Raw genomic sequence first — 17058 nt, forward strand, 5'->3', positions numbered from 1 at the left:
ATCATGAAACGGGCAGTTCTGGCCATCGACGAAGGCACGACGAACAGCAAGGCCATTCTGGTGCTCGAGTCGGGGGAAATCGTTGCGCGGGGGTCCTGCCCGGTCGAGACGAAACATCCGCAATCGGGCTGGGTGGAACAGGATGCCACGCAGGTCTGGACCAGCACCGTCACGGCGATCCGGGAATGCCTGGCCGCCGGACCGGAGGTCGAGATCGTCGCGATCGGCATTTCCAACCAGCGCGAATCGATCATGACCTGGGACAAGGCCACCGGCGCACCGCTCGGACCGCTCGTAACCTGGCAATGCCGGCGGACCGCCGCCGCCTGCGAAGCGCTCAGAGCGGCCGGCAAGGAAGAGGACGTCATCGCCCGCACCGGCCTGCCGATCGATCCGCTGTTCCCCGCCACGAAGGTGGGATGGCTGCTCGAGAATCACTGTGCCGGCAAGGCACCGTCCGACATTTGCATCGGGACGGTCGATTCCTGGCTGATCTGGAACTTCTCCGGCGGCACGGTTCATGCCTGCGACGCCTCCAACGCCGCGCGCACGCAACTCTACAACATCTCTGAGGGCCACTGGGACGAGACGCTCTGCGCGATCTTCGACGTTCCCATGGACGCGCTTGCCGAGGTGCACGATTCCTCCCACGTCTTCGCCCGCACATCGGGCGTGGACGGCCTCCCTGACGGGTTGCCGGTCGCCTCGGCGATCGGCGACTCGCACGGGGCGCTCTTCGGGCATGGCGCCTACGGGCTCGGCGACGGCAAGGTCACCTTCGGCACGGGGTCGTCCGTCATGACGACACTGCCGGAGTTCATCATCCCCCCCAAGGGGGTCACCACGACAATCGCATGGCGGCTCGACGGCAAGCCGACCTACGCGTTCGAAGGCAATATCCTCGTCAGCGCCTCGATCCTGCCGTGGACGGCCGACCTCCTCGGGCAGGCGGATGTCACGACGTTGCTCGACCTGGCGCAGACCGTGGACAGCACACTCGGCGTCATGCTGGTTCCGGCCCATGTCGGCCTCGGCTCGCCGCATTGGAACGCCGAGGCGCGCGGCCTGATCTGCGGGCTCTCCTTCAACACCGGCAGGGCGCATGTCGCCCGCGCCGCGGCGGAGAGCATGGCCTTCCAGGTCGCCGATGTCTTCGAGATCGTCGAGCAGAATACCGGCATGGGAATCGGCCGCCTCTTCGTCGATGGCGGCCCCAGCCGGAACCCGTTCCTGATGGGCATGGTCGCCGACTACATCGACCATCCGGTGATCGGCGGCGAGAGCACCGAAGCATCGGCGCTCGGTGCGGCCTACCTGGCGGGGCTGGCCACCGGCTTCTGGCCGGATCTGGAGACCATCGGATCGCTGCCCGAGCACAGCGCGGAAATCGCCCCGACGCTCGCGGCCACAGAGCGGCAGTCGGCGCGGGCCACATGGCGCGCGGCGGTGGACCGGGCGACTCTTGGCACCGAATAATTATTCGGGGTAGGACGATTGCGTCCTATCCCGATCAAGGAGTGTCCAGGTGGCACGAGTCAACGAACTCAGACTGATCACGCGCGTGGCCCAGATGTATTACACGGAGGGGCGCAGGCAGGCGGAGATTGCCCGGCATCTCCGCATTTCCCAGGCCACGGTCTCGCGCATGCTCAAGAAGGCCCAGCAAGAAGAGATCGTGCGCACGACCATCGTCGCACCCACAGGCACATTCCCGGAGCTGGAAACGGGGCTGCGCGAAACCTATGGCCTGCCGGAAGCGATCGTCGTGGAATGCGCCGAGGACAGCCCCGGCTCGATCATGGCGCGGATCGGCGAGGCGGCCGCGCATTTCCTCGAAGCGACCCTGCAATCGGGCGAGATCATCGGCGTGTCGAGCTGGAGCGAGACCATCCTGAAGATGGTCGACAACATCCACCCGATGCCCGCGGGCAAGGCGAAATACGTCGTCCAGACGCTTGGCGGCATGGGCGACCCGACCGTCCAGACGCACGCCACGCAGCTCACCACGCGGCTCGCGCGGCTGACCGGCGCCGAGCCGCGCCTGCTCTCCGCCCCCGGTGTCGCGCAATCGCGCGAGGCGAAGCTCGTGCTCCTCGGTGACACTTATGTGCGCGAAACCATGGAGCTTTTCAGCAAGATCACGCTCTCCATCGTCGGCATCGGCGCGATCGAGCCATCCTCGATGCTGGCCCGCAGCGGCAACGTCTTCACGCCCAACGAGCTATCCGACCTCACCGATGCCGGGGCCATCGGCGACATGTGCCTGCGGTTCTTCGATCTGGACGGCAACATCGTGAAAACCCCGCTCGACGACCGCGTGATCGGCATGCCGATGGAAGACCTGACCAACGTCGACCGGGTGATCGCGCTGGCCGGAGGCAAGGCCAAGACCGAATCCATCCGCGGCGCCCTCCGGACCGGCACCGTGGACGTGCTGGTCACCGACGAATTCACCGCACGCCGACTATTGGAAGCGCGGACGACGATACCCTGAGAAAGAGGAGTTTGGGGAATGACAAGGTTCGAAGGCAAGACGGTTGTCGTAACGGGTGGCAACAAGGGCATCGGCTACGCGATCGCCGAACGTTTCGCGAGCGAAGGTGCGAATGTCGTCATTGCCTCCTACGAGGAGCAGGTCAACGAAGCCGCCGCCGACCTCGCCAAGGGCGGCGCCGCAACCCTCCCCGTGCTCTGCGACGTGACCGACCCCGCCCAGGTGGTCAGGCTCTACGACGCCGCCGAAGAGGCATTCGGAAGCATCGACATCTCGATCCAGAATGCCGGCGTGATCTACATCTCCAAACTCGAAGACGTGTCGCTCGAAGAATGGAACAAGACGCTCGCGGTCAATACGACGGGCTGTTTCCTGTGCTGCCAGGAAGCGATCAAGCGCATCCGCAAACACGACCGCGGCGGAAAGCTCGTCAACACCGCCTCGGGCCAGGCCCGCGAGGGCTTCATCTACACCCCGCATTACGCCGCCTCGAAATTCGGCGTGATGGGACTGACGCAGAGTCTCGCCAAGGAAGTCGCGCTGGAGAAGATCACCGTCAACGCGATCTGCCCCGGCATCATCTACAGCGAGATGTGGGACTACAACGACCGCGTCTGGGGCCAGATGCTGGGCGAGTACGGCCCTGGCGAACTGATGGCCGAATGGGTCCAGAACATCCCGATGAAACGCGCCGGCGTGGGCAAGGACGTGGCCGGGCTCGTCGCGTTCCTCGCCAGCGAGGACGCCGACTACATCACCGGCCAGACAGTGAATGTGGATGGTGGCCTGATCATGTCGTGATCGCCGCCGCCGCGCCCCCCGGTCCCTGTGCCGTGGGGGCGCAAGGCGTCCATGCCGGATACGGAGTTTCCCATGCTCACGCACATTGACCGGCTGTTGCGCCGCCGGACGGCGGAATCCGTGCTGCGCGAAGCGGGCCAGCATGCGCTGGAACGGTTCCGGTCGCATGCCTTCACCGTCCAGGAAAAGGGCATGCAGGATTTCGTGTCCGAGGTGGACCGCGAAACGGAGGCCTTCATTCGCGCGCGCCTCGCCGAGAGCTTCCCGTCAGACGGTTTCTTCGGCGAGGAACACGGCGGCGCCCCAACCGCCGCGACCTGGGTCGTGGACCCGATCGACGGAACCACGAACTTCGTCCGCAACATCCCCTTCTGGTGCCTCTCGGCCGGGTTCGTGGTCAACGGCCAGCCGGAAATCGGCGTCGTCTACGACCCCAATCTCGACGAGATGTTCGCCGCACACCGCGGTGGCGGCTGCTGGCTGAACGGAACGCCCATCTCGGTCTCGGACACCGACACGCCGGAAACCGCCGTCCTTGCCTTCGGTTTCAGCTTTCGCGCCCCCGCCGATCGCAATCCCCGGATCGTCTCGCATCTGCTGTCTGCTGGGGCGGTCTACCGGATGCAGGGCGCCGGCGCGCTTTCCATGGCGCATTGCGCCGCGGGCCGCGTGGACGGGTTCTTCGAAGCCCACATGATGCCCTGGGACGCCGCTGCCGGGCTCGCGCTCATCGTCGAGGCGGGCGGCCTGGTGTCCAGCTTCGGCGACAACGACGGATTCCGGACCGGCAATGTCGTTCTGGCCAGCACTCCCCCGATGGCCGGGTTCTTCTCCGCCGCGACCGGCGTCGCGCTGCCGCACTGAGGGGTCGTTCCTGCCGCCACGCGGGGGCCGGCGCCGGCCATGCCGTGGCGGTGCCCGTCACGGGCGTGAACCGGGCGCCCGCCGGACGGCTACCCGGCGACCTGCCGGAACCGTCCCGGCGTCATGTTCGTCACCTTCAGGAACTCGCGCTGAAAATGCGCCTGATCGGCGTAGCCGCAGCAATAGCCGACTTCGGCCAGTGGCGCGCGGGACCCGGCCAGCATCCGTCCGGCCTCCGCCACGCGCACCCGGCGCAACTCGGCCGAGAACCGCGTGCCTTCCGCCGACAGCCGCCGCTGCAGGCTGCGTTGCGACATCGCCAGCGCGCGCGCCGCCTCGCCAATCCGCCAGCCGCGCCCGGCATCCCGCGCCAGTACATGTCCAAGCCGCGCGGCCACCGCCGCCGCCTCCGTGGCATCGGGACGGCGCGGCTCCGCCTCCGCCTCCCAGGTCAGCGCGAACCGCGCGCAGTCTCCAACCGGCAGGCCCTCTGGCCAGTCCGGTGGCGCACCGCGCCAGCCGCCCACCTCCAGCGCCACCCCGGTCACCGGCAAAAGCCCCACCAGCCCTACCAACACCCCCGCGATGAACACGTTCTCCGCCGGCCGTGGCGGGGGGCCGTGGGTCGCAAACCGCCGAACCTCCGCGCGCTGCCCGCGTACCGAAACCTCGGCCCGGTTGCGCGCATGGTGATAGCGGGCAAGCCGGTTCCACTTCTCGGCCAGCACCGCCACGCTCTCGGACTTCGCCAGAACCTCCATCGTCGGCGCGCCGCGCAACCGGTCGAGCCCCTGCCCCACCGCCAGCAGCGGCACCGGCCCGCCGACGGCGAGCGCATGGTCCAGCAAACCGGCCTTCTGCCCCTCGGGCGCGCGCGCTCCCGCCATCGGGTCGGGCGCCACGAACTCGGCGGGAACGAGTGCGGCGTCCCGCGCGGCCAGCACCGCCGCCGCCAGCGCCAGCAAACCCGCCGAGGAGAAGGACATCTCCGCCATCACATCGCCGCCATCTTCCGCGCCACCAGCCACGGCGCGACCCGGTCGAGCCGCAGCACCAGCGCCGCCTTGCCCGGTGCGATGGTCCGCCGTCCGGCTGCCAGCCCGGCCAGCACCTCCGCCGCCATCGCGCCAGCCCCCAGCGCTCCCGCGTCGCGCCCAGCGGTCATGTCGGTCGCCACCAGCGGCGGCACCACCTCCACAACCCGCAGCCCCAGCGGCGCCAGTTGCCGCCGCATGGAGCGGGTGAAGGAGGCGAGCCCGGCCTTGGTCGCCGAATAGACCGGCGCGGAGGGTTTCGGGTGCCGCGCCACCAGCGACGTCACGTTGACAATCGTGCCCCCCGGCCGCGCCATCAGCGGCACCATCCCGGCGGTCAGCGCCACCGGGGCGGTGAGGTTCAACGCCACCTCCATCGCGGCCCGGTCGCCAATCGCCGGGGCCGCCTCGGGCGTGGCGGCGGCGAAATCGAGCGCTTCCTGTAGCCCGGCGTTGTTTACCAGCAGGTGAACAGGCCGCCCGGCGCTCCGGGCCGCCTCCACCAGCGCCGCGCGCCCCGCCCCGGTCGCCAGGTCGCAGGCCACGCCCTGCGCGCCCTCCGGCGCCGCACCGCTGCGCGACGCCGCCAGTACCTGCCAGCCCTCCGCCACCAGCGCGGCACTCAGCGCCCGCCCAATGCCCCGGCTGGCCCCCGTTACCACCGCGAGCCCTGTCGCTTTCCGTTCCGTCGTCCGGTCCATCCGACACCTCCTTTCGATGGTTGTCAGACTGACGGTTTCAGCCTCGCCGATATTGAACAATCGCGCCAGATAGCCCGTGCGGGCCAACGCGCGCCCGTTCCGGTCGTTTCCCCCGGTCGTTTCGGTCATTTCCGGCGTCATTGCCCCGGCACGCGCCCAAACGCAGCCCAGATCCCCCAAAACGACCGGAATGGGAGGGGTTTCGGTCGCCCTTTCGGTCGTTTTCCGCCCGGAAACGCCCAAAGCGACCGGAAAGGCGCCGAGCCTGCGGCTTGAAACTCCCGCGCCGATGGATTACCTGATCGGTCGAGAGGTTGGCGCGGGCAGGCGCCTCGCCAACCCGGTCAGGTCCGGAAGGAAGCAGCCGTAACGAGCCCCGCTTGGGTCGTTGTCCAGCCTCTCACCTACCAACCCTGAACGGAGGTTTCATGGCAGAGCTTGTGTCGATCCTCCGGGTGCGGGCTCACTGACCGAGGCCTGACGCCCGACCGTCCGTTTTCGCGGCTTGTTCCAAGCCGCTCCTTTCGACGTGTTCAGGGATCAAACCATTGACAGACCTCACTCTTTCCGACCTCGGATGGTCGGCTTTCTTTGCGTCACGTGCGGCCGGCGAGGCCGGAGCGCCGGCCCGTGTATCGGCCGTCGCGCGTGACCGTCTCGGGGTGTTCACACCGGACGGGCCGGTGACACTCACGCTGCCCGGCAAGCAGCGCACGGGCGACTTCGCCGTCGGCGACTGGCTGCTCTACGACGACGAAAATCATCGCGTTATCAATATATTGGAGCGTAAGACTCTGCTCCAACGCCGGGCCGCCGGTACCGGCGCCGCGACCCAGCTCATCGCTGCAAACGTGGATACGCTCGGGATCGTCACCTCTTGCAACGACGACTTCAACCTGCCGCGTCTGGAACGATACCTCGCGGTCGCGTCGAGCGCCGGATGCCTGCCGCTGGTGATCGTCACCAAGTCCGACATGGCCGACGACCCCGACGACTATCGCCACCGCGCCGAATCCCTCTCGCCGCTGGTGACGGCCGTGACGCTCGACGCTCGCGACCCGCAGGAGATCGAACGCCTGGAACCTTGGTGCAACCGGGGTCAGACGCTGGCGCTCCTCGGCTCCTCCGGCGTCGGAAAAACTACGCTTTCCAATGGATTGACAGGTCGCACCGACGGCACGCAAGGCATTCGTGAGGATGATGCAAAGGGCCGCCACACCACCACCTCGCGGGCGCTTTGGCGCACTGCGGCGGGCGGCTGGCTGATCGACACGCCGGGGATGCGGGAGCTGCAACTCACCGACGCCGCCGAGGGGATCGATACCGTTTTCGCAGACCTCGCGGACCTCGCGACCCAATGCCGTTTCGCGGATTGCCACCACGAGAGCGAGCCCGGATGCGCCATCCGCGCCGAGATCGAGGCTGGCCGGCTGGACCCGGCGCGGCTCAAGCGCTGGCGCAAGTTGCAGCGTGAGGATGCCCGCAATTCCGAGACGCTGGCCGAGGCGCGGGCGCGGGACCGCAGCTTTGCCAAACTGGTGCGGCAAGGCAAGGCGCGTGGCCGAAGCAAGCGGGGCGCGTGACAACGCCGCGCCTGTCTCCGGACCGCGCGAAGCGATCTTCGGAGCGCCCAAAACGTCGAAAAATCAGGAGCTTGACCACCCCGGACATCAGTCGGGGTGGGTCTGCATCCAGCGTTCCAACACCGCCGCCATCTCCGGTACGCCAGCGCCACGCACCATATCAGGTCGGAGCGGCGCCCCGGCCTGAAGAGCCAGTTCCGCGCATCGAACGTGGTCGCGCTCCGCCCGCGCGGGGCAGTTTTCGGAGCCGTGAATGATCGTGTCGATCAACCCGCCACCGTAAGCGTTGACGTGCAGGAGATCCGGACCGAGGCCCAGGAAGTACCCAAACACGTCGGGCAACCCCTCCCAACCGGCAACCTGTACCGGCGTCAGGCCTTCCGGATCGGCAAGGTCGGGGTCGAGCCCGAGCGCCACAAGGCGTTTCACCTGCGGCAGCTTTTCGGGCAAGTGCAAGATATTACGGAGAATATCCCGGTAGGCTTCCGGCAGGTCCACGCCGGAAAGTGGGTGTCCGGCAACGTCCCTGCCCTCTGCCGAAGCGGCGAGCGCCGCTTCCACCGGTGTCAACGCTGGGACCGGACCGCGCGCCTCCAGCGCCTCCACCAGCGCGCGATTGCCGAAGACGCGGCCATAACCGTAGGGCGTCGCGCCTTGGTAGCTGCGAGCCGGGTCCGCACCGCCCTCCAGCAGCAATTCGATCATCTCCCGGTCGCACATCCGTCGCGCCGCCTGATGCAACGCCGGCATGACCCAGGGCCGCTCGCCGCCGACGGGCGTATCGTCGAAATCGTCGGCACGCGCACCGGCATCGAGCAACAGCCTGACTGCCGTGTGGTCGTTGAAGTCCATCGCACGCAGAAGTGCGTTTGTTCCCGCCGGATCGGCCCCGAACTCCAAGAGCATCCGAAGCCCGTCATGATGGCCGAGTTCCGTTGCGTGGTAGAGCGACTCCCCGTCGTCCGGATTGGCCCCCTGCTCCAAGAGCCAGCGCGCGAGAACCATGTTATCTGCATGACCAATCGCTCCATAGAGCGCCGAGAGCCGATGCGGAGAGCCTTCCGCTGCGGGACAGGAATCGTTCACGTTTGCCCCGTGATCGACCAGCAGCTGCGCAATAGCCAGCATGTCACCGGCAAGCTCCGGCCGGGAATGGACCCAGCGTGAGAACGCAAGGTGCAGCATCGGCCGACGTGGTCCAAATGTGCGGGTAGCGCGCCCGGGGTCTTCCCGCAGCATCCGTTCGACTTCGCTTCGGTTGAGAAGCGACACTTGCAACGCGAAGAGCCCGTCTGGGAGGCTCGGCGTTTCAGAAAGCAGTTTCTCCACGCGCCACGTCTGCCCGTGATGAAGCGCGATTTTCAGGCTTTGAACCTTTTGCGCATGATCGAGACCGGTCGCCTCCGCGGCGCTCTTGAGGGACGGCCAGCTTGCGAAGCCCTGTTCGCGGGCAATCACATGCAGGTAGTCGGCGTGTTTCAATTCACCGGCGGAAGGAGCCTCTTGCCCGGTACGGGGCGCGTGCGCGGCCACCCGTGCTTGTGCGGAAGCTTCTCCTGCCGAATGCGCACGCTTCAGCGCCTTGGCATCGCGGCGCAATTGTTCAATGGATTTCATGTCGGTTTCTCCCGCATGCGCCCGCCGGTCCGCCAATTCGGGCTACGTGAAAAACCGCAGTTGGATTCTTCGCAAACGAGGTGCCGATGACGGCTCTCCGCGGACCGGGGTGCCGCCTCGCACGCGGCCACATCAGTTAACAACACAAGGTCGGCAAGGCAATGGTGGACCTCCCGCGCCGGCACCACTAGGTTGGCTTGGGTCAGCGAAGCGAGGCGACATGAGCGAGACGGGCGAGAGCGGATACCAGGTTCTGGCGCGGAAGTACCGCCCACAGACCTTTGCCGACCTTGTGGGCCAAGCGGCAATGGTCCGGACGCTGAAGAACGCCTTCGCGGCCGACCGGATCGCGCAGGCTTTCATCATGACGGGGATCCGCGGGACGGGGAAGACGACCACCGCACGGATCATCGCCAAGGGAATGAACTGCATCGGCGCCGATGGCGCAGGCGGGCCGACCACGGAGCCGTGTGGGCAATGCGAGCATTGCCGGGCGATCGCCGAGGGTCGGCATGTGGACGTGCTGGAGATGGACGCGGCCTCCAACACGGGCATCGACGATATCCGCAATCAGGTTCTGGATTCAGTGGCCTATGCACCCAGTTCCGCGCGCTTCAAAGTCTATATCGTCGACGAGGTTCACATGCTGTCGAAGAGCGCCTTCAACGCGCTTCTGAAGACGCTGGAGGAACCGCCGGCGCATGTGAAGTTCATCTTCGCCACCACCGAGATCCGCAAGGTTCCGGTGACAGTGCTGAGCCGTTGCCAGCGTTTCGATCTGCGGCGGATCGAGCCAGAGGACATGCTGGCGATGCTGCGGCGGATCGCCGATGCCGAGGGCGGGCAGATCACCGACGAGGCGATCGCACTGTTGGTAAGGGCCTCCGAAGGTTCGGCGCGTGATGCTCAATCGCTGCTCGATCAGGCACTGAGCCAGGGCGTCGGTGAGACCGGCGCCGATGCCGTGCGCGCCATGCTCGGACTGGCGGATCGCGGGCGGGTGCTCGACCTTTTCGACATGGTGATGAGAGGGGATGCTGCCGGAGCCTTGACTGAGCTTTCGGCACAATACGCAGACGGTGCGGACCCTGTGGCGGTGCTGCGGGATCTGGCCGAAGTCTGCCACTGGGTATCGGTGACGAAGATTACCCCGGAAGCCGCCGACGATCCCACGGTGCCGCCCAACGAACGCGACCGCGGCAGGACAATGGCCGAGGCGCTTGCCATGCCGATCCTTGCCCGCATGTGGCAAATGCTGCTGAAGGCGCTTGAGGAGGTTGCGCAGGCCCCGAACGCCATGATGGCGGCCGAGATGGCGATCATCCGGCTGACCCATGTTGCCGACCTGCCGAGTCCCGGAGAGCTGGTCCGCAAGTTGAAAGATGCGCCCGCCCCTCCCGGCGGACCCGGTACATCTGCTGGCGCACCTGCTGGACAAATGGCCGCCACCCGCCCGTCCGGCTATGCAGCGCCGCCACCTTCCGCACCACGCGGCACCCCGCCGGGTGCCGGCCCGGTGGCGGCAGTGCAGGTATCGCCGGAGGAGGCGCTGGCCCGTTACGTGAGCTTCGACCACGTGATCGAGTTGATCCGCTCGAACCGCGACGTGACGTTGCTGATCGAGATCGAGAACACGCTGAAACTCGCCCGGTACAGCCCCGGCCGGATCGAGTTCGAACCGACCTCTGATGCGGCGCCGGATCTGGCGCAGCGGCTCGGGCAGCGGCTTCAGAGCTGGACTGGAAATCGCTGGGCCGTTTCGGTGGTGAACGAGGGCGGCGGGCCAACGATTGCGGAAGCGCGCGACAGCGAGAAACAGGCGCTGGAGGAAGCCGCGATGGCGCATCCACTGGTCAAGGCGGTGCTGGAAACCTTCCCGCAGGCCCGGATCGCAGAGATCCGTACGCCAGACCAGATCGCGGCGGAGGCTGCGGTGGAGGCCCTGCCCGAAGTCGAGGACGAGTGGGACCCGTTCGAAGATGACTAGGCACACGCCCTACAAGCGATTTTCCGCAATAAGCCGCTGTCCGGCGTTGTGGCCGCGTGCGGCATGGCACATATGAACCGCCAGACACAGAACGGAATACCGAACCGAAAGGAACGCACATGCTGAAAGGACTCGGCGGTCTTGGCGACATGGCCAAGATGATGAAGGCCGCGCAGGAGATGCAAACCAAGATGGCCACGCTCCAGTCGGAGCTGGAGAACACCGTGGTGGTCGGCGAGAGCGGCGCCGGGCTGGTCAAGGCGCGCTGCACCGCCAAGGGCGAGTTGACCGGGCTGGACATCGACCCATCGATCTTCAACCCTGACGAGAAGGAAGTGGTGGAGGACCTGATCCTGGCCGCGATCAAGGACGCCCAGGGCAAGGCGCAGCAGAAGTCACAGCAGGAGATGGAGAAGCTCACCTCCGAGATGGGCCTGCCCGCCGGCATGAACATCCCCGGCCTGTAACGTGAGCCAGGCGCCGCGCGACATCGAGGACCTGATCGACCTCATGGCCCGCCTGCCCGGCCTCGGGCCGCGGTCGGCGCGGCGCGCGGTGCTCCAACTCATCAAGAAGCGGTCGCTGCTGCTTATACCGCTTGCGGATGCGATGCAGCGCGTCGCGGCAACTGCGCGCGAATGCGTGAACTGCGGCAACGTCGGCACGACAGAGCTATGCGAGATCTGCACCGCGGAGAAACGCGCCACGGGCGAGATCTGCGTGGTGGAGGATGTGGCCGATCTCTGGGCGATGGAACGCGCGGGCGTCTTCAAGGGCCGCTACCACGTGCTGGGCGGCACGTTGTCGGCACTGGATGCCGTAGGTCCAGAGGAACTGCGCATCCCGCGGCTTCTGACCCGCGTGAGCGAGGAGGGGATTGGCGAGGTGATCCTGGCTCTGAACGCCACGGTCGACGGCCAGACCACTGCACATTACATCGCAGAACAACTTGAACCGATGGGCGTGGCCGTCACGTCGCTTGCGCAGGGCGTTCCCATCGGTGGCGAGCTCGACTATCTGGACGATGGCACGATCTCTGCCGCGCTCCGCGCGCGCAAAGCACTGTAGCCGAACGCGCTCGTGAAAGCGGAGCGGGCGGGCGGCATCTGGCGCACAAACCGACGGGCCGCTTCCGACTTGCCCCCCGGGTCGACGCGGCTATGTTGGCGCGAATGTTTCGGGAGATACCGATGAAACGACTATTCCCACTCGCGCCGCTGCTGGTCGTGGCCGCGCCAGCGCTTGCCGAGATCCCTTGCGGCGGCGATTTCGGTGCGTTCAAGGACGCGATGGCAGCCGAGGCTGTGGCGGCCGGGCATGACCCCGCGACGACCGCTCGGTTCTTTTCCGGCATCCGGCAAAGCGACGCCGTGCTGAAAGCGGACCGGCGACAGGGGATCTTCCAGCTTCCGTTCATCGACTTCTCTCGCCGGATCATCAGCCAGAACCGCATCGACAACGGGAAGGCCAATCTGGCGCGCTATGGCGAGGTATTCGACCGGGTTGAGGAGACCTACGGCGTCAGCCCCGGCGTGCTGCTGGCGTTCTGGGCGCTTGAGACGGACTACGGGGCGATCCAGGGTGACTACAATACCGCCAACGCATTGGTGACGCTCAGCCACGATTGCCGCCGGCCGGAGCTCTTCCAGCCACAGGTCTTCGCCGCGCTGACGCTCTACGAACAGGGTGATTTCGACCCGGCGACCACCACCGGCGCCTGGGCGGGCGAGATCGGCATGGTGCAGATGCTGCCCAAGGACATCCTCGAAAACGGCGTGGATGGCGACGGCGACGGACATGTGACGTTGAAGACCTCGGTACCCGATGCGCTGATGTCGGGCGGCGCGATGCTACAGGCACTCGGGTGGCGGCCGAACGAGCCCTGGTTGCAGGAGATCACGGTACCCGCAGAGCTGAACTGGGCCGAAACCGGACTGGCTCACCGAAGGAGCGTCGCGGAATGGGAGGCGCTCGGCATACGCGCCCGCAACGGCGATCTCGGACCGGCGGACCTGCCCGCCGCCGTGGTGCTACCGCAGGGTCACGGCGGGCCGGCGTTTCTCGCTTACCCGAACTTCGATGTCTATTTCGAGTGGAACCAGAGCTTCGTCTACGTCCTTTCTGCGGCTTATTTCGCCACACGGTTGGAAGGCGCGCAGATATATGACGCAGGCAATCCCTCACCCGCCTTGAGCGGGGAACAGATCCTTGCCCTGCAAGGAAAACTCGAGGCACGCGGGTATGATGTGGGCGGGGTCGACGGTATCCTCGGCGAGAAGACCCGGGCGGCGATCCAGTCGGAACAGGTTCGGCTTGGCCTGCCCGCCGACGCTTGGCCGACGCGGGCGCTCCTCGACGCGATCTAGGATTTCCGCCCAACGCAAAGCCGCGCCGGTTGCCGCGTCAGGCGACCAGCGCCTCGGCTTTCTTGAGGTCCACGGAGACGAGCTGGCTCACGCCCTGCTCCTGCATCGTCACGCCAAAAAGACGGTCCATGCGGCTCATGGTGACGGCGTGGTGGGTGATGATGAGGAAACGCGTATCGGCGCGTTGCACCATCTCGTCCAGCAGGTCGCAGAAGCGGGTCACGTTGGCATCGTCGAGCGGCGCGTCCACCTCGTCGAGCACGCAGATCGGCGCCGGGTTCGCGAGGAAGACGGCGAAGATCAGCGCCAGCGCGGTCAGCGTCTGCTCCCCGCCCGACAGAAGCGACAGCGTCGAGAGCTTCTTGCCCGGCGGCATGCACATGATCTCCAGCCCTGCCTCGAGCGGGTCGTCACTCTCAACCAATTCCAGTTTGGCGTGACCGCCACCGAAGAGATGGGTGAAGAGCATGGTGAAGTTGCCGTTGACCTCCTCGAAGGCCGTTAGCAGGCGCTCGCGCCCCTCGCGGTTGAGGCTGGCGATGCCGGTACGCAGGGTACGGATGGCTTCCTCAAGATCCTGCTTTTCCTCCACCAAAGCGACATGTTCGGCGGAGACCTCCTTGGCGTCCTCCTCCGCGCGCAGGTTCACCGCACCGAGCGCATCGCGGGAACGGCGCAGGCGGGCGATATCCGCCTCGATCACGGAAGTCGACGGCATCTCTTCGGGATCGGTGTCGAGTTGTTCGAGCAGGGCCTCGGGCGTGGTTTCGAGTTCGTCGCGAATCCAGCCGGCGGCTGAATCCAACGTCTCCTCGGCGGCCTCGGCACGTGCCTCTGTCGCGGCGCGGTGCTCGCGGGCTTGACCGGCCGACTTTTCCGCCTCCCGCTCGGCGCGTTCGGCCTCGCGAAACCGTGTCTCGCCGCTGACCAGCGCATCGGCGGCGGCGCGTCTCCGGGCTTCTGCCGCCTCCAGGCCATCGGCAAGCTTCTCGCGCCGCGCCGAGATTTCGCCCGGCACGCTCCGGGCGGTCTCAAGCTCCGCTTCGGCGGATGCACGGCGGGCGTTCAGATCCTGTGTCCGGGTTTCGGCATTTTCCAGTCGCCTGCGCCACCCGTCGATGTCCTTGCCGATTTCCTTCACACGGCGGTCGCGAGCCTCGCCCACCCGGCGCAATTCGTCCTGGGCGGCGCGGGCCGCCATCATGTCCCGCCGGGAGCCGTCGACCTGCGTCTTGGCGGATTCTACTCCCTCACGTGCTGCGGCAAGATCCGGCAGATCGGCCCGTGCGGCGCGTGCCTCTTCCAGCCGGGCGCGCGCGGCCGCGGCCTCTTCCTCGTGACGCGCAACCGCCAGTTCCGCCGCTTCAAGGCGCGTTTCGGCCATGGCACGGTCATTCTCCGCCCGCGACAGGGCGCGGGAGGCGGTGGCAACAGCGGCGTCCGCCTCCTTGCGGGCGTCTCGCGCGCGACGATCGGCCTCCGTCAGATCGCGCAACCGCTGATGGAGCAATTCATGCGCCTGACCCGCGCCGGCCGCGCGGGCGGCGACCTCTTCCAGGTCGCGCTTGAGTTCCACCAGACGGTTGAGTTGTTGCAATCGAAGCGCGGCAGCAGAGGGCGCATCTTCAGAACCTGCGCGGAACCCATCCCATCGCCAGAGGTCACCGACAAGGCTCACGAGGCGTTGCCCCGGTTTCAGCGCCGTTTGCAGGCGCGGACCTTCGGCCGGATCAACCACGCCCACCTGCGCCATGCGACGACCCAGTACGCCGGGCACGTCCATGCGTCCTGCCAGCGGCTCCGCGCCTTCGGGCAAGGCTTGTTGCGCCTCATAGGGTGGCAGCATCGTCCAGCCCGACGCGGCCTCCGCGCCCACTTCCGGCGCCCGCAGGTCATCGGCCAGCGCCGCACCCAGTGCCTTTTCATAACCTGCGTCCACGCGAAGGTGGTCGAGCACCTGGTCTCCCTCGCTTGCATCGCGTTCCACCAGCCGCGCAAGCGCAGCAACCTCGGCGCGCAGCGCCTGGGCTTCGCCCTCGGCTGACGACCTTTCGGCGCGTGCTTCCGCCTCTCGGGCGGCGCAATCGGCACGGGCGTTATCAGCCTCGGCCAGTGCTGCCTCCGCGGCCTCGGCGGCGTTCGTGGCTGTCCCCTGTTCAGCTTCCGCCTTTGCCGCCGCATCGGCCGATGCGGCCAGCACGCCACGAGCGTGCTCGGCGGTCGCCTTAGCCTTGCGCGCCTCGTCTTCGTGGCGGGACAACGCCTTCGCGGCGTCGCTTTCCAACCGTTCGGAAGATTGGTGACGCGCAGAAAGACGCGCCACATCCTCGGTCAACTGGGCCAGTTCGGTCTCCCGGCCCTGCAGGTTGGATGCAGCAATTCGGGCAGCTTCGACAGCGGCGGCAAGCTTCTCGGCGTGGCCGTCATTGGCCGTGGCCAGCTCGTCGCGTTCGGCCTCCAGGCGAGAGATCGTCTCGCCCGCATCGCGATTGAGACCGGCCTCCCGCTCCATGTCCTTGCTCATCTGGCCGATCTGGCGCTCCAAGGTGGCAATAGCCTCGCGGGCTCGGGCTTCCTCTTCTCCCACGGCGCCAAGCTCCACCTGCAACCTCTGCAGGACAGCGGCGGCAATCGTCTCTTCCTCGCGCAGCGGTGGCAGCGCCTCATCGGCGGCCTCGCGTGCCTTTGCCGCTTCCAACGCTCCACGTTCTGCCTGCGCCGCAGCCGTGGTACGCTCGCGCAGTTCACGCCGCGCGGCTTCCAGCGCGTCCATTGCTTCGCGCCAGCGGCGATACAGCAGCAGCCCCTCGGCATGGCGCAGATCGGCACCTATCGTCCGGTAGCGGGCCGCCTGCTTGGCTTGCCGCGCCAGCTGCGCCAATTGGCCCGCGAGTTGCTCGATCACATCGTCGACACGTGCCAGGTTCTGCTCGGCGCCGTTCAGCTTCAGCTCCGCCTCGTGGCGGCGCTGATAGAGGCCGGATATCCCGGCAGCCTCCTCAAGGATCCGGCGGCGGTTTTTCGGCTTGGCGTTGATCAACTCGCTGATCTGCCCCTGCCGCACAAGCGCCGGAGACTGGCTTCCGGTGGAGGCATCGGCAAAAAGCATCTGTACATCGCGGGCGCGCACGTCGCGCGTGTTGACCTTGTAGGCCGAGCCCGCGTCGCGGGTAATGCGGCGCACGATCTCCAGCAGGTCCTGATCGTTGAACCCAGAGGGCGCAAGCCGCTCGCTGTTGTCTATGGCAAGGCTGACTTCGGCGAAATTGCGCGCCGGGCGTGTCGAGGCGCCTGCGAAGATCACGTCTTCCATGCCGCCACCACGCATTGCGGTCGGGCGGTTCTCCCCCATGACCCAGCGAAGCGCTTCCAACAGGTTCGACTTACCGCAACCGTTCGGACCGACCACGCCGGTCAATCCGTCCGCGATCACCAGATCGGTCGGGTCGACGAAGCTCTTGAAGCCATTGAGGCGCAGGCGTGTGAAGCGCACGTGACGGGTTCCTGTTCGAGTCGCACGGTGGGCCAGAGTCTTGCAATCTGCGCACCAAAGTCAAGCACAGGCCCATCATATGGCGCCTATCTGACAGTTTTCTACAAGATATGCCAGC

The 17058-nt window shown here is 66.9% G+C and carries 13 protein-coding genes and 1 other RNA gene; 10 read left to right on the forward strand and 4 right to left on the reverse strand.

The genetic code is table 11. The features are described from left to right. The first annotated feature begins 3 nt into the window (after positions 1-3). From ARC39_RS09365 to ARC39_RS09380, 4 genes are all read left to right on the forward strand, one after another. Entirely contained in the window at positions 4-1476 is a 1473-nt protein-coding gene (locus ARC39_RS09365; RefSeq protein ID WP_068113519.1) for an FGGY family carbohydrate kinase, read from the forward strand. 49 nt (positions 1477-1525) lie between these two features. Continuing rightward, positions 1526-2494, forward strand: a complete 969-nt coding sequence (locus tag ARC39_RS09370) for a sugar-binding transcriptional regulator (RefSeq protein WP_068113522.1) — start codon at positions 1526-1528, stop codon at positions 2492-2494. Between the two features lie 18 nt (positions 2495-2512). Continuing rightward, entirely contained in the window at positions 2513-3295 is a 783-nt protein-coding gene (locus ARC39_RS09375) for an SDR family oxidoreductase (RefSeq protein WP_068113524.1), read from the forward strand. 72 nt (positions 3296-3367) lie between these two features. After that, on the forward strand, positions 3368-4159 hold the full coding sequence (locus ARC39_RS09380; protein WP_068113527.1) for an inositol monophosphatase family protein: 792 nt from the start codon (positions 3368-3370) through the stop codon (positions 4157-4159). A gap of 89 nt (positions 4160-4248) precedes the next feature. Here ARC39_RS09380 and ARC39_RS09385 read toward each other — a convergent pair whose 3' ends face one another. Beyond that, the gene (locus tag ARC39_RS09385; protein ID WP_068113529.1) at positions 4249-5154 is read right to left on the reverse strand and encodes a helix-turn-helix transcriptional regulator; all 906 of its coding nucleotides are present in this window, start codon (positions 5152-5154) and stop codon (positions 4249-4251) included. Next, positions 5154-6023 carry an SDR family NAD(P)-dependent oxidoreductase gene (locus tag ARC39_RS09390; RefSeq protein WP_161470951.1) on the reverse strand — a complete coding sequence of 290 codons (870 nt, stop codon included), beginning with the start codon at positions 6021-6023 and terminating at the stop codon, positions 5154-5156. The genes ARC39_RS09385 and ARC39_RS09390 overlap by 1 nt, the downstream gene beginning before the upstream one ends. A gap of 179 nt (positions 6024-6202) precedes the next feature. On the opposite strand from ARC39_RS09390, the gene ffs reads away from it, so the two are divergent. Both ffs and rsgA read left to right on the forward strand, forming a co-directional pair. Continuing rightward, positions 6203-6299: signal recognition particle sRNA small type (ffs, locus tag ARC39_RS09395), an RNA gene on the forward strand. Positions 6300-6442: 143 nt separating this feature from the next. After that, entirely contained in the window at positions 6443-7477 is a 1035-nt protein-coding gene (gene rsgA, locus ARC39_RS09400; RefSeq protein WP_068113534.1) for a ribosome small subunit-dependent GTPase A, read from the forward strand. A gap of 87 nt (positions 7478-7564) precedes the next feature. On the opposite strand, the gene ARC39_RS09405 is transcribed toward rsgA, so the two are convergent. Continuing rightward, the gene (locus tag ARC39_RS09405) at positions 7565-9094 is read right to left on the reverse strand and encodes an ankyrin repeat domain-containing protein (protein WP_068113537.1); all 1530 of its coding nucleotides are present in this window, start codon (positions 9092-9094) and stop codon (positions 7565-7567) included. Between the two features lie 220 nt (positions 9095-9314). Between ARC39_RS09405 and ARC39_RS09410 the strand changes: the two genes are divergently transcribed. The 4 genes from ARC39_RS09410 (at position 9315) to ARC39_RS09425 (ending at position 13447) form a co-directional block, all read left to right on the forward strand. Continuing rightward, positions 9315-11081, forward strand: coding sequence for a DNA polymerase III subunit gamma/tau (locus ARC39_RS09410; protein WP_068113540.1), 1767 nt, complete (start codon positions 9315-9317; stop codon positions 11079-11081). Between the two features lie 119 nt (positions 11082-11200). Then, on the forward strand, positions 11201-11548 hold the full coding sequence (locus ARC39_RS09415; RefSeq protein WP_068113544.1) for a YbaB/EbfC family nucleoid-associated protein: 348 nt from the start codon (positions 11201-11203) through the stop codon (positions 11546-11548). A gap of 1 nt (position 11549) precedes the next feature. Continuing rightward, the gene (recR, locus tag ARC39_RS09420; protein WP_078059179.1) at positions 11550-12149 is read left to right on the forward strand and encodes a recombination mediator RecR; all 600 of its coding nucleotides are present in this window, start codon (positions 11550-11552) and stop codon (positions 12147-12149) included. A 122-nt stretch (positions 12150-12271) separates the two neighbouring features. Next, complete coding sequence (locus ARC39_RS09425) at positions 12272-13447, forward strand: lytic murein transglycosylase (protein ID WP_068113546.1); 1176 nt, start codon at positions 12272-12274, stop codon at positions 13445-13447. Between the two features lie 37 nt (positions 13448-13484). Here ARC39_RS09425 and smc read toward each other — a convergent pair whose 3' ends face one another. Beyond that, entirely contained in the window at positions 13485-16940 is a 3456-nt protein-coding gene (gene smc / locus ARC39_RS09430) for a chromosome segregation protein SMC (protein WP_068113550.1), read from the reverse strand. Positions 16941-17058 lie beyond the last annotated feature (118 nt).

This window comes from Tropicimonas marinistellae, from assembly GCF_001509585.1.
Lineage (GTDB): Bacteria > Pseudomonadota > Alphaproteobacteria > Rhodobacterales > Rhodobacteraceae > Tropicimonas > Tropicimonas marinistellae.

What these genes read in the sequence shown, in the direction of transcription:
- ARC39_RS09425 (WP_068113546.1), top strand. Translation starts at nt 12,272, where the DNA reads ATGAAACGACTATTCCCACTCGCGCCGCTGCTGGTCGTGGCCGCGCCA.
- ARC39_RS09410 (WP_068113540.1), top strand. Translation starts at nt 9,315, where the DNA reads ATGAGCGAGACGGGCGAGAGCGGATACCAGGTTCTGGCGCGGAAGTAC.
- ARC39_RS09385 (WP_068113529.1), bottom strand. Translation starts at nt 5,154, where the DNA reads ATGGCGGAGATGTCCTTCTCCTCGGCGGGTTTGCTGGCGCTGGCGGCG.
- ARC39_RS09380 (WP_068113527.1), top strand. Translation starts at nt 3,368, where the DNA reads ATGCTCACGCACATTGACCGGCTGTTGCGCCGCCGGACGGCGGAATCC.
- ARC39_RS09405 (WP_068113537.1), bottom strand. Translation starts at nt 9,094, where the DNA reads ATGAAATCCATTGAACAATTGCGCCGCGATGCCAAGGCGCTGAAGCGT.
- ARC39_RS09375 (WP_068113524.1), top strand. Translation starts at nt 2,513, where the DNA reads ATGACAAGGTTCGAAGGCAAGACGGTTGTCGTAACGGGTGGCAACAAG.
- ARC39_RS09390 (WP_161470951.1), bottom strand. Translation starts at nt 6,023, where the DNA reads ATGACCGAAACGACCGGGGGAAACGACCGGAACGGGCGCGCGTTGGCC.
- ARC39_RS09415 (WP_068113544.1), top strand. Translation starts at nt 11,201, where the DNA reads ATGCTGAAAGGACTCGGCGGTCTTGGCGACATGGCCAAGATGATGAAG.
- ARC39_RS09365 (WP_068113519.1), top strand. Translation starts at nt 4, where the DNA reads ATGAAACGGGCAGTTCTGGCCATCGACGAAGGCACGACGAACAGCAAG.